This is a genomic window from Spirosoma gilvum (assembly GCF_054776815.1).
Map to the genome: position 1 here is coordinate 192,622 of NZ_BAAHBH010000008.1, position 13,832 is coordinate 206,453.

The window sequence follows — 13,832 nt, forward strand, 5'->3', positions numbered from 1 at the left end:
AAAAGAAGGACTCTACTTCTTAGCTCCTCTCCTGTTCTGGGAGAGGGGTTGGGGTGAGGGCGACTATCAAACCCATTTTCCGAACCTTCCTCTTTTCAGTTATGAAACGAAATATCAGCTCATTCGTCATTCTTGCCCTGGTTAGTTACCTGATGAGTAGTCAGGTGAGCTTTGGCCAGAAGAAACCGAATACAGCAGATGGATTAAAGTACATTGACCCAACTATTGGTAATGTGGCTCCCTTGCTGAACAGCAATCGGCCGGTGGTGCATTTGCCCAACCAGATGGTGCGCATCTACCCCAAGCGGCAGGACCACCTCGACATGCAGATTACGGACTTCCCAATGCTGTCGCAGAACGTTATTACGCCCCAACTAATTTTTGCCATCAAACCGTATTCCGGCGCGTTGGCCGACACGGGCTGGTACCGACGCCTTACCTACGATCACGATTTTGAAACGATACATCCCTGGTATTACTCGGTTCGACTTACCGACGACAATAGCCTGACCGAATTTACACCGGGCGCTCGTACGGGTATTTATCGGTTTACGTTCCCGGCCGGGGTAAAAAAACACTTGCTCTTATCCCACTATTACGCCAACGGTAAATACGATTTCCAGAATGGAAACGCTATTGTAGGTACCGAGTTTGTGAACGATGGCATTCATGAGCAGAAGGGCATGGCGTATCTGTATGGCGTATTCACCGGCAAACCACAAACCGGCAAGCGCGACGGCGAAAAAGACTGGGGCCGCTACACCGTGACGGGCACGCAGGAGAAACCTAAAAAAGTACCGGGTGAGCGGGCTTATGCGAGTTATTCGGAGTCAGACGGTCCGGTGGTGGAGTTTCGGTATGGGGTTTCGTTCATCAGCGTCGAACAGGCGAAAAAGAATCTGGAAACTGAGTTGAATGGTGTCAGTTTTGACCAGCAGAAAGCCAAAGCGCAGGCAGCCTGGGCTAAAACGATCGGTCGGATTCAGGTGGAAGGGGGGACTGAGGCTCAGAAACGGAGTTTTTATACGGCCCTCTACCGCTGCTATGCCCGTATGTTCGATATGACTGAGGACGGGAAATATTATAGCGGTTATGACAAGACCGTTCATACCGACAAGCGGCCCTTCTACAACGACGATTACACCTGGGGTAACTACCTGGCCTTGCATCCGTTACGCTGTATTCTGGACCCAGACCGGGAAGCTGACATGCTGGAATCGTACGTGCGGATGTACAAGGAAAGCGGCTGGATGCCCGAGTATCCCAAACCCTATGGCGACCGGCCGGGTATGTTTGGCTTCAAATCCTGTGTGATGTTTCTGGATGCCTACCGAAAAGGAATCCGCAACTTCGACACCAAAACGGCGCTGGAAGGGATGCTCAAAAATGCCGAACAAGCCACGATGCTGCCCTCCCGAAACGGACCTAAAGGCGCACTGGAAGATTTTTACTACGCCAAAGGCTATTATCCGGCTTTGCGACCGGGCGAAACCGAAACCGATCCGTTTGCCTCACAGAAGCGGGGACAAAAGCGGTCGGCGGTGGCGATTACGCTGGGAAACAGCTACGATAGCTGGGCCTTGAGCGAATTAGCCAAAGAGTTGGGGAATCAGCCGGTAGCTCAAAAGTTTGCCCCTTACGCCCAGAACTACAAAAACCTGTTCTATCCGAAAACGAGCTTTTTCATGCCCAAAGACGCCCAGGGCAACTGGATTGAAATCGATCCGAAGTTCGATGGAGGGCATGCCGGGCTTGATTATTACAACGAGAACAACGGCTGGAATTACCGCTGGAATGTGCAGCAGGACATCAAAGGACTGACCGAACTGATGGGTGGACCCGACAAGGTAGAGCAGAACCTCGACCAACTGTTTCGTGAAGGTGCCGATCGTCCAAAACCGGTTTTCTGGGAGAAATTCCCTGATCAGACCGGGTTGATCGGTCAGTTTGCAATGGGCAATCAGGTGACGTTTTTCATTCCCTACCTGTTCAACTACACCAATGCCCCCTGGAAAACCCAGAAGTACACCCGACTGCTGCTGGATACCTGGTTCCAGGACAACATCTTTGGCGTGCCGGGTGATGAAGATGCCGGTTCCATGAATTCGTTTGTGGTTTTTTCGGCGATGGGTTTTTATCCGACCACGCCCGGTATTCCCCGCTATTCGATCACCAGCCCGCTGTTCACCAAAGTCAGTGTTGCCTTGCCTAATGGCAAAACCTTTTCGGTCGTTGCCCGGAACAACTCCCGGATCAATAAATACATCCAGTCGGCCACACTGAACGGCAAACCGTTGAAATCACTTTCGTTTACCCACGACGAACTGATGCAGGGCGGTACGCTGGTGCTGGATATGGGCGAGAAGACCGACAAAAAATGGGAGATAATCTATTAACCCTCATGAAGACCTCAACACGCAATCAATCAGGCATAAAGCGAGGGCTGACCGGTTTGCTACTAAGCGTTTTAGCAACCCAGATCGGTTGGGCGCAAAACGGCAAACCGACCAATCCGGCTCTGAACCACATCGACCCGACCATTGGAAACGTGGCCCCGTTGCTGAATACGAATCGGCCGGTGGCACATCTACCGAATCAGATGGTTCGCGTGTTTCCGCATCGGCAGGACCACCTCGACATGCAGATCACGGATTTTCCGATGCTGTCGCAGAATATCATTACGCCCCAGATGGTGTTTGCTATTAAACCCGCCAAAGGTGCTTTAGCGGATACGGCCTGGTTCCGGCGGTTAACCTACGACCATGATCTGGAAGTGACGCGGCCCTGGTACTACTCCGTTAAACTGACCGACGATGACATTCTGCTGGAGTTTACACCGGGTGCCCGCACAGGAATTTACCGATTTACCTTTCCGGCTGGCGTCAAGAAAAATCTGCTCTTATCGCATAATTACGCCAACGGTAAGTATGACTTTCAGAATGGAAATGATATTGTGGGTACTGAGTTTGTGAACGATGGCATTCATGAGCAGAAGGGTATGGCGTACCTGTACGGTGTGTTTACAGGCAAACCGCAAACCGGCAAGCGCGACGGCGAAAAAGACTGGGGACGCTACACCGTGAGTGGTGTTCCCGAAAAACCGAAAAAAATACCGGGTGAGCGGGCCTACGCCAGTTATTCGGAATCGGACGGTCCGGTCGTGGAATTTCGGTATGGGGTTTCGTTCATTAGCGTTGAACAGGCTAAGAAGAATCTGGAGGCCGAACTCAACGGTGTCAGCTTCGACCAGCAGAAAGCGAATGGACAGGCTGCCTGGGCCAAAGCCATCGGAAAAATCACCATAGAAGGTGGGACCGAAGCCCAGAAACGCACATTTTATACATCTCTCTACCGTTGCTACGCTCGTATGGTCGATATGACCGAAGGCGGAAAATACTACAGCGGCTACGACAAGCAGGTGCATACCGATCCGCGTCCGTTCTACACCGACGATTACACCTGGGGCAATTACTTGGCCCTGCACCCACTGCAAATTATCCTGAATCCGAAAGGCGAAGCCGATATGCTGGAATCCTACGTGCGGATGTACAAGGAGAGCGGCTGGATGCCTGAATACCCAAAGCCTTACGGTGATCGGCCTGGTATGTTTGGGTTTAAATCGAGCGTCGTGTTTTTAGATGCCTATCGCAAGGGAATCCGAAATTTTGATGTCAAAGCCGCGTTCGAAGGGATGCTGAAAAATGCCGAACAGGCTACGATGCTCCCGTTTCGTAACGGCCCCAAAGGTGACCTGGAAGATTTTTATGCGAAGAACGGCTATTATCCGGCCCTGCGCCCCGGCGAAAAAGAAACCGATGCGTTTGCGTCGCAGAAACCCGGTCAGAAACGGTCGGCCGTAGCCATAACCCTGGGCGACTGCTACGATAGCTGGGCCTTGAGCGAGATGGCCAAAACGCTGGGTAACGAAAGCGTCTACGCCAAATATTCCCCCCGGACGCAGAACTACCGGAATCTGTGGAACCCCAAATACAACATGTTCATTCCGAAAGATGCGCAGGGCAACTGGATCGACATCGATCCGAAGTTCGACGGGGGGCATAACGGATTCGATTATTACAACGAGAACAACGCCTGGAGCTACATGTGGAATGCTCAGCAGGATTTGCCGGGTTTACGGGAACTGATGGGTGGCCCCGAAAAAATGGAGCAGAACCTGGATCAGCTTTTCCGCGAAGGCATGGAAAAGAGTAAGCCGGTTTTCTGGGAAATGTGGCCCAACCAGACGGGCATGATCGGTCAGTTTGCGATGGGCAATCAGGTGACGTTTTTTATTCCCTACCTGTTCAACTACACCAACGCGTCCTGGAAAACCCAGAAGTACACCCGACTGCTGCTGGACACCTGGTTCCAGGATACCATCTTTGGGGTTCCCGGCGATGAAGATGGTGGGTCAATGTCTTCATTTGTGGTTTTTTCGGCGATGGGTTTTTATCCGACTACGCCCGGTATTCCCCGCTATTCGATCACCAGCCCCTTGTTTACCAAAGTCAGTGTAGCGCTGCCAAACGGCAAGACATTTACTATATCGGCTCCCAAATCGTCCCGTACCAACAAATACATCCAGTCGGCTACGCTGAATGGTAAGCCACTCACCTCGCTTTCGTTTACCCATGACGAACTGATGCAGGGCGGCACGCTAGTGCTGGACATGGGCGAGAAAACCGACAAAAAGTGGGACATGCAAAACTGAGTTTTTGAGTACGTTCTTAGTCGAAGTGGCTATTGTAGATGATTATGATTTGTACACTGTCATCTAAATTTTTTGTCATTCCGACGAAGGAGGAATCTTCGGATGAAGGAGCAAACACAATACTTATCCGAAGATTCCTCCTTCGTCGGAATGACAAAAAATAGTCAAAAGCTTAGTTTACCCTGTATTTATTATGATTGTTATGGGGCTAATACACTGGTTGACAATAGATTTTTAGTAGTGCTACTAAAAATCATAACTGATCATAACGGATCATAATAATCCGTGTTCCATTTGTTTTAATTCATTTAACTATGGTCTGGAAACAAGTAATAGACCCGTTTGATAATCTGGTTCTTTCGGCTCTGGTGGCTGTTCTGCCTATTCTGTTCATCTTCTGGGCGCTTATCATCCGAAAGATGAAAGGCTATCAGGCCAGTCTGATTGCTATTGGTATCGCTGCGGTCATTGCCATTGCCGTTTATAAAATGCCCGTTCAACTGGCTGGCCTTTCAATTTTACACGGAGCACTCTATGGTTTGTTTCCCATTTGCTGGCTGGTGATCATGGCCGTCTTCCTCTTCAACCTCACCGTCAAGGCCGGTCAGTTCGACATCATCAAACACTTCATGGCCTCCATCACCTCCGACCGACGGCTTCAGGCCCTGCTCATCGCCTTCTCCTTCGGGGCTTTCCTGGAAGGTACCGCTGGATTTGGCGCCCCCGTCGCCATCACAGCCGCCATGCTGGTCGGACTCGGCTTCAATCCCCTGTATGCCTCCGGCATCTGTTTGATTGCCAACACCGCGCCCGTTGCTTTCGGCTCCATCGGTATTCCCATCACCGTCGCGTCCCAGGTATCGGGCATTCCTGAACTGCCCATCTCCCAGATGGTGGGCCGTACCCTGCCCATTCTGTCGGTGATTCTACCGTTTTACCTGGTGACCATTATTGCCGGTTTCAAAAAAGCGCAGGAGGTGCTGCCCGCCGTGCTGGTTTCGGGAGGAGCTTTTGCGTTGTTGCAATACCTTTCTTCCAATTTTCTGGGCCCTGCCCTACCTGATGTGATTGCCGGACTGGGGTCGATTATTTGTTTGATGACGTTTCTGCGATTCTGGAAGCCCAAAACGATTTGGCGGTTTGCCAACGAACCGGCTGCTACCTTCGATAGCTCGATTCAGTATTCGGGGGGGGAGTTACTGCGGGCCTGGAGTCCGTTTTTGATCCTGACGATCATGGTCATTTTCTGGGGGATGCAATCGATCAAGGATGTGCTGAATGCTCACGGGCAGCTTCAGTTCGAGTTTCCGGGTCTGCACAATGCCATTCAGGGTCAGGATGGGACGCTGCTGGCTAAAATATTCAAGTTCAACTACCTCTCGGCGGCTGGTACGGCCATTCTGATTGCCTCACTGGTGGCGATCCCGCTGGTCGGGCTGACCTATCGGCAGGGGTTACAGGTCTTGGGCGCTACACTGCATCAGCTTCGCTTTCCAACCCTGACGGTTGCCTCGGTATTGGGCTTTGCCTACCTGGTCAACGACTCCGGGATTACCCTCACCCTGGCGCGGGTACTGGCCAGTACAGGGAGCTGGTTTCCTTTTTTCGCACCGGTACTGGGGTGGCTGGGCGTATTCATCACCGGTTCGGATACCTCGGCGAATGCCTTGTTCAGCAAGCTACAATATGCGACGGCCCAATCGATTGGGGTTGATCCGGTGGTAAGTGTGGGGGCCAATGTATCGGGTGGTGTGGTTGGTAAGATGATTTCGCCCCAGTCGATTGCGGTAGCGGCTGCGGCCGGTGATCTGGTGGGTAAGGAGTCGGATTTATTCCGATTCACGGTCAAGCACAGTTTCATCATGCTGGGTTTCATCTGTGTGCTCACGCTGGCGCAGGCCTATGTGTTCAAGTGGATTATTCCCGTCTATGAAATGATTTCTGGGTCCAAATCTGCAGCTACACCTGACTTATCGAAAGGCTATACATATTTGATTGGACTTGTTGCCCTCCTGGTAATACTGTCGGTGGCTGTGCTGACGAGGGCAAAGAAAAAGCCCAACGTGCCGACACTGGTCGACTGATACCCAATAAAGCCTATCCTGAAGCGACTAAACTCAACTTTCTCATTCTATTCAAAAGACGCCATGACATTGATGACTCTTACTAAACGCCATCTTCTGGCAGCACTTTTTTGCCTGTGTGTTCAGTGGGTGCAGGCTCAGCCCCTGAAGCGCTCAAATGTTCCGGCTCCGGCCTTCGAGGTGACGGGCAGTATCTATCCCTGGGATGTACACGATGAAGGGATCGACCTGATTCTGGACAACATGACTCGTATTGCTGGCGTCAATTCGGTATACCTGATTGCTGTTATGCATGAAGAACATCGCCCGTTCAATAACGACAAACTACCTGGCACGTTTACGTTCATACATAACCCCGTTCGCTGGTCGTGGGATGCCGAAGATTCCCGAGCCTATTTCAAGCCGGATATGGCCATGTACGGAAAAATCAAACCCCTGATGTCGCGCGAATCCTGGCTGAACGAAACCGACTGGCTGAAAATCGTACTCGATAAAGCGCACGCTAGAGGCTTACGGGCTGGGGTTGAGGTATCGCATACATACATACCCGTTGAGGTGCTGAACGCGCATCCCGAATACAAACAGCGCGATATAAACGATAAGCCTGTCGATCGGCCCTGCACCAATAACCCCGATGTACGGGCGTATCTGACGACACTCTACACCGATCTGGCGAAGCATTACGATGTCGATTACATCCAGACCTGTATGTTGCTGTTCAGCCGGTCGGACGATCCGGTGAAGGGCGGCTCCTGTTTTTGTGGTTCCTGCAAGCACAAGGCCAAAGCGATGGGTTTTGATATGGAAGCGGCCATCCCCGTTCTGAAAGATAACCCTTATGCCGAACCGCAGTTGAGCAACTGGCGCAAATTTCGACGGGATTGTACCACCGAGATTTACAAGGAGGTAACCGATAAAATCCACCACGAAAATCCGGCTATCGATTTCCGGCTGAATGACCTGAACGACCGCACATCGGGCTTAACGTTGGAAGAACTGAAAGGGAATATCAACTCAGTTCACCTATCGACCCATACCGAACAGAATGGCTACCAGAAATCGGATCGGAAGTCGCGGATATTGACCACCCAATATTTTATGGGCAAAGATATTCCAATTATCCCCGGTGTACCGACTCGTCTGCTCACCACGCCTGAGATCATCAAATCGAGCATTAAAATATCGGTTGATAACGGTTCCAAAGGCATTGGTATCAAACATTACGATGGGTCACCATATTCGAATCTACGGGCCGTTCGGAATGGCCTGAGCGAAGCGGGCGTGGCCAGGTTTACACCCATCATGGGCATTGAAGCCGAAGATATGACGCTGTCGGGTTATTCTTCAGATAAATTTCTGCTTGAAAAATGTGTGCAGACTACCGGCAAAGGAACGGCCAAATCGACCTTCAATCAGGCGTCGGGGGTATATGATGTAGTGGTTTCGTATGTCGATGAAAAAGGCGGTCAGGGAAGTTTATCGCTGGCAGTAGCCGGAAAACAAAAGGCGTCGTGGAAGCTCAGCGAAGACGTAGACTGCTGGCGACGAAAAACCATTCCCAATGTAAAAATCAACACCGGTGATGCCATTGAACTAACGGGCATTGCCGATGGAAAAGAAACCGCTCGAATCGATTTTATTGAGTTTGTGGCACAAACGAACCCCGTGGCCGCTCAGAAAAACGATCGCAGGCAGCGAAAAGGTGAATAAGGAAAATAGGTAAATTGTTTATTGTAGGTTGGTTGGAAAGCATGATGGACCTTCTATCATGCTTTTTTATGGACAGCTTTTTTATGAGCCGATTCTTTGTGAGCTACTTCGTGAGCCTCGATACTTAGCTTTTCTTCCGTCTTGTCGATAGCTTCCTCAACCGAGTGGGATTTGCGTAAATCGCTGGTTTTCTTGGTCAAATCCGCCATAGCGCAGTAGTGTTTGTAGAGAATTTCCAGTTCTTCTTCACTTAGATTTTCGCTGGCTACCAGTCGGTTGCTCGCTCCTTTGGTGGCCGCAATCAGTTCGTTTAGTTTGAGTTGAACCGATAGCGATTCTTTGTTTTGCGCTTTCTGAATGACAAATACCATCAGGAATGTAATAATGGTCGTTCCGGTATTGATGACCAGTTGCCAGTTTTCAGAAAAATCAAAAAACGGGCCCAAAGCCGCCCAGACGACAACCGAAGCCAGCGCCAGAATAAAGGCTACCGATGAGCCAGTGGCTTTGGCTACCGATGACGAAAAGCGCTCAAAAAAGCCTTTGTGTGTATGTTCTGTGGGGTTGAATGAAGCTTCCATAACGTGATGTTTACTAAGTGAACTTGTAAATAGAGGGTTAATTTAAATTCAGACCAATGGTTACGCCTAGCCAGGGTTTGTGCTGGTAAATCCAACTGGCCCGGTTGCGATCCAGTAAGGTATCATAGCCAAACGCTAGCCCCAGGCTTACAGCCCGGTAGCCGAAAATAGCGGCCAGCCCATAACTCAGACAGGCTCCTTCGTAGTCGTCTGTTACCTGGTCCATGGTCGAGAAAGGCCCTACGGTTGCCGACCCAATGCCGGCCAGACCGCCAATGCCCAGGCTAAACGAACGAATATCGGACCGTTGCTCATGGTGATAAAAAACATTCCGCTGATAACCCTGATCGAAGCGAAGTCCTGCATAGAACGCAGCGTTGGCATTGGTCGTCAGTTCGGGCGGTTGCCCTCGTTGAGCCAGTCGGTATTTGAACGGAACCGTGACCAGATCCATATCGAACGAGGTGAAGTGATACCGAAACAAGGGACTTTTGCCATCGACCGGAATTTTCTTCGGTTTGGGATTGACAAAAAACACAAAAGCAGAATCCGATACATCCAGTGTGGTCGGGTTATTGTCGCTCGGGCGTAACGATGTCTTTATGGGCTCAACAAACAGGGTATCATTCTGAAGGTAGAGAGCCGCCTGTATTGTCTTTGTAAGCTGTTTTTTTTGGGTATGTCCGTTACGGTCGGAGTAAAACAACGTCTGCTCTTTGTTGACGGCAAAGGTCTGGTTCAGTTCCTGAATACTGCGTCGGCTGTGGTAAATTTTGGTACAGCCAGCCAGTGTAAATCCCAGTAAACCCGTGAGCAGGCTTAGCCGGACGGGTAAAGCTATAGAAAGCGCAGCCGCTGGGTAAGGACCGGTCATCATCGGAATCAATACATGTAAGGATGGTGGTTTAACCTTATTCATAGGTACTGAGTATAAGGCAATATCCACTAAACCCGCAAAGTCTGGTTTGGTTTATTGTGATCCATCTCCGTATGCTCATTTATTAATTAATTTTCGATTAATTCATGGCCATTCTGTTGAACACGCAGTTAGTCAGTGGAAACATAATTGCTCAACAGAACCAATGAAAAAGATCGTAATGATGGGAGCCCTGTTTCTGGCGGTAGCCAGCTTCAGCGCGCAGGCACAATCGACCACGGGGAGTGGTACGGGTAACGGAACGAATGGATCATCCGCACAAAATGGATCATCGGACCCCACAAGCCGAAGTGGGCAACAACCTCGGGCTAAGATGAATAAGAAATCATCGGATCGGAGCATGAACTCGACTGACAACAGCAATAGCTCGGGCTCAGCAACGATGAATGACGGAACAATGAATCAGGGAAATTCGCAGGGGCAGGGTCGCAATGGTCGGAAAATGAAACGCAACAGCAATCGGATGAATCGCGATTCGTCATCGAACGGCAATCAGCGTTAATTTTTCGATACAACCACAAGTATGGCATCGGTAAGACTTACCGATGCCATACTTGTTTTCGAAGACCAATATAACCACCAATGGCGTTGGGGTATAATTGCCCAACATCTGCTGCGACTGCCATTCTGAATGACATACCACCCACCCAGTTTAGCGGGCTTTCGACCTGGATCAATGAAGAAAATTGAGTGGGGGATCCCGGCAATGGCTCGCCGGGGGCACCTAGATTCCGACTGAACGATAGTTTAGCCATCAAACTAATTCGACGGGCTATGGTCGAACGCATGGCCAGATGAGCCATCTGCACACGATTGTTATTAACGGCCCAGGTTGTGTTATGCTGATTTTCAGGGCGTACGTCGGATTGGAGACTGATAAACGGAGTACCAATAATTCGATTTTTATACACCCATCCTTCACTGTACTGACCGTTATTGAAATAGTTGTCAGCGCCTTTGGTATGGGTATTATCCTGATAAAATGTAGGGCCGCTCTGGTTTAGTGTTGACAGGTATTCGATTAACAGGTCATCGATGTGAAATGAAGACAAGCCTTTATGTAATGGCCTGATTCGGAGGCCACTCAACCCATCGGGCGCATTCTGAAAAAACATCCCCGAAGCATCGTCATAGCTATGTTGATGATATAACATTAGCTGAGTGGCAGGAAGTCGTAGTTCAACCCCAAAGTCAATACTTCCCACGTGGTTTCCATACAGATTTGTGTAATCGAAGGAGGTAATACGCGGATTGTTTAGCCCACCCGTACGAATGGCAAACAGTACATTGGGATAATCACTGAGCTGATTGGGAAGCTGACCATCAGCGGCAAGTCGTGGGTCTATATAATCGGAATGCCCAGCCCACTGCACATTATGATTGATGCCAATATAACCTCTTATCGACGCAACGGGCTTTCCTATCCGAAGGATAAGCGATTTCTGATGCAGGTAGGAATGCTGCATATAATCGGTATTGGCAAACCACCCGTGGGCGATAAAGGCATTAATGGCTAGCCATTGTTTACGGCCAAGTGGGGCAAAACCTTTGGTCCCAAATTGAATTTTAGGAATGGGCAGCGCATTTCCCGACCACGCATATGAACCTGACGTAAGGGTTGTATCGACCAGACCAATCACCTCTTTCCGACGACCCACTACAAATTCTATCCGTCGATGAGATAGCTTGATATAGTATTCGGGAGCCAACAACTGACTTTGGGTTCCAGCATTTCCGACAACTTCTGCCCCATAACGTACGATCCAGGCCCGACTGGACGCCTTGTGGGTTGTATCGGTTAATGAGATGGCACCAGCCAGACCAGCCCGCAGCGTACCGGTTGGCGATGATTTGGGAATAATACCAAACTGATTTGCCTGAAGCCAGAAAGGTGTATGCGTTGCCGAAGACACTATGCCACCCACTTCTACATAGGCTTGATGGGTATAGTTCGATTGGCCATATAGCGAGAAAGTTGACGTAGTAAGTAAGCCAATAACAAGAAAAGTTAACTTCATATGCTAAGGTGTGTTCATGGTGTTTAAAAATAGATAATGTATTTCAGGAATGGTAGATACAAATTATTGAAAGGTTGATTAATGGAAAATATGAAGCAGGAATAATACCTGAATATCATTTGAGTGCATACAGCGAGTGGGCGTTTATTGTGTAATGGACACCAGAGTGGTGAGAAAATTAGCAGACATGACTTCTACGTCTGAAGGAATGCGGACCTGATGAAAGCATTCTTAATAGCCTGGTAAATATGAAAATCACTACCCTGATTGTTGCACTCGCTACCCTGTTTCTAAGTATAGCCCATTGGGCCCATTCTCAAAAGATTACCGACGACCGGATGCGTATTGCGGCCGAAATGGAGAAATCCATTCAAACTGAAATGCTGAATAAATGGTACCCGCAGGCTGTCGATAAAGAGTTTGGCGGGTTTCTCAGTACGTTTACCTACGATTTTACGCCGACCGGACCGCAGGACAAAATGATCGTGACTCAGGCCCGGCATGTCTGGACAACGGCCAAAGCGGCTGAGCGATACCCGTCTTTTACCTACTATAAAGACAATTCCCACCACGGTTTTCTATTTCTGCGCGACGTAATGTGGGACAAGCAATACGGTGGTTTTTACAACCTGGTCGACCGGAAGGGTACTGTCAAAGGGGGCGATATGAAGTTGGTGTACGGAAATGCCTTCGGACTCTACGCGTTAAGTGCTTATTATCACATGTCGCATGATACGGCAGCGTTGAATCTGGCGAAAAAATCCTTTGCCTGGCTGGAAAAACATAGCCACGACCCCGTTCATAAAGGGTATTTTCAGCACATGCGCCGGGATGGAACGCCGATCAAACGCGACGCGTCGGTGCCCTCTACTTCCGATCTTGGCTATAAAGACCAGAATAGTTCTATCCATCTGCTCGAAGCACTCACCGAACTCTATACCGTATGGCCCGACCCGCTCGTTCGTGAGCGACTCGATGAAATGCTTCACCTCGTCCGCGACGTGATTACCTCGCCCAAGGGTAATCTGGTACTCTTCTTTCAGCCCGACTGGAAGCCTGTTTCGTTTCGCGATTCGTCGGAAACGGTCATTCTGAAACATCGCAATCTGGACCATGTTTCATTTGGCCACGATGTGGAAACGGCTTATCTGATGTTTGAAGCGTCGTATGTGTTGGGACTAAAGAACGACACCAAAACGCTTCAGGTTGGCAAACGGATGGTGGATCATGCACTGGCCAACGGCTGGGACAAAAAAGTCGGCGGTTTCTACGATCAGGGCTATTATTTCCGCAATAAGCCAGGTATGACCATCATCGATGAGAGCAAAAACTGGTGGTCACAGGCTGAGGGCTTAAATACGCTACTGCTGATGGCCGACCAGTTCCCCAATGATCCCATGCATTATTTCGATCAGTACAAGCTCCTTTGGCAATACGTACAGACCTACATGATCGACCACGAACACGGCGACTGGTATGAAGAAGGGCTGGATAAAGACCCTGAACGCAAAACGGCTTTGAAGGGCCACATCTGGAAAGCGGCCTATCATACCTACCGGGCGCTTACGGGTTGTGTCGACCGCTCCAAAAGCAAATCCAGTAATCATTCAGCGGTTAAGCATTGATTTTATCTATAGGGATCAACGATTGTTTATATGCTACCCTATCGCCACGACTATCTATTCCCATGCTAAAAAATATTGAATAGGTAATTATATATCGAGATTTAGTACCTAATTTTGTGCCGTAGTTGCTTAGATGAGTTGATTATATCTACTTGCGGATTACAAG

General features: G+C 49.6%; 9 protein-coding genes. 6 read left to right on the forward strand and 3 right to left on the reverse strand.

Annotated features, from left to right (window positions below; all coding sequences use genetic code 11):
- The first annotated feature begins 101 nt into the window (after positions 1–101).
- The 4 genes from ACYVFD_RS21350 (at position 102) to ACYVFD_RS21365 (ending at position 8,505) form a co-directional block, all read left to right on the forward strand.
- Positions 102–2,396: a GH92 family glycosyl hydrolase gene (locus tag ACYVFD_RS21350; RefSeq protein ID WP_461092529.1), complete on the forward strand. Its 2,295-nt coding sequence runs from the start codon at positions 102–104 to the stop codon at positions 2,394–2,396.
- Between the two features lie 5 nt (positions 2,397–2,401).
- Positions 2,402–4,711, forward strand: coding sequence for a GH92 family glycosyl hydrolase (locus ACYVFD_RS21355; RefSeq protein ID WP_461092530.1), 2,310 nt, complete (start codon positions 2,402–2,404; stop codon positions 4,709–4,711).
- 314 nt (positions 4,712–5,025) lie between these two features.
- Complete coding sequence (locus tag ACYVFD_RS21360) at positions 5,026–6,795, forward strand: L-lactate permease (RefSeq protein WP_461092531.1); 1,770 nt, start codon at positions 5,026–5,028, stop codon at positions 6,793–6,795.
- A gap of 72 nt (positions 6,796–6,867) precedes the next feature.
- A complete protein-coding gene (locus tag ACYVFD_RS21365) occupies positions 6,868–8,505 on the forward strand; it encodes a hypothetical protein (protein ID WP_461092532.1) in 1,638 nt (545 codons plus the stop codon).
- A 56-nt stretch (positions 8,506–8,561) separates the two neighbouring features.
- Here ACYVFD_RS21365 and ACYVFD_RS21370 read toward each other — a convergent pair whose 3' ends face one another.
- Both ACYVFD_RS21370 and ACYVFD_RS21375 read right to left on the reverse strand, forming a co-directional pair.
- Positions 8,562–9,086: a low affinity iron permease family protein gene (locus ACYVFD_RS21370; protein ID WP_461092533.1), complete on the reverse strand. Its 525-nt coding sequence runs from the start codon at positions 9,084–9,086 to the stop codon at positions 8,562–8,564.
- A 37-nt stretch (positions 9,087–9,123) separates the two neighbouring features.
- Entirely contained in the window at positions 9,124–10,005 is an 882-nt protein-coding gene (locus tag ACYVFD_RS21375) for a hypothetical protein (protein WP_461092534.1), read from the reverse strand.
- A 163-nt stretch (positions 10,006–10,168) separates the two neighbouring features.
- On the opposite strand from ACYVFD_RS21375, the gene ACYVFD_RS21380 reads away from it, so the two are divergent.
- Positions 10,169–10,525 (forward strand): hypothetical protein, encoded by a 357-nt coding sequence (locus tag ACYVFD_RS21380; protein WP_461092535.1) that lies wholly within the window; start codon positions 10,169–10,171, stop codon positions 10,523–10,525.
- Between the two features lie 37 nt (positions 10,526–10,562).
- Here ACYVFD_RS21380 and ACYVFD_RS21385 read toward each other — a convergent pair whose 3' ends face one another.
- A complete protein-coding gene (locus tag ACYVFD_RS21385) occupies positions 10,563–12,041 on the reverse strand; it encodes a capsule assembly Wzi family protein (protein ID WP_461092536.1) in 1,479 nt (492 codons plus the stop codon).
- A 248-nt stretch (positions 12,042–12,289) separates the two neighbouring features.
- Here ACYVFD_RS21385 and ACYVFD_RS21390 point away from each other — a divergent pair, with 248 nt between their 5' ends.
- Positions 12,290–13,666: an AGE family epimerase/isomerase gene (locus ACYVFD_RS21390; protein WP_461092537.1), complete on the forward strand. Its 1,377-nt coding sequence runs from the start codon at positions 12,290–12,292 to the stop codon at positions 13,664–13,666.
- Positions 13,667–13,832: the final 166 nt, after the last annotated feature.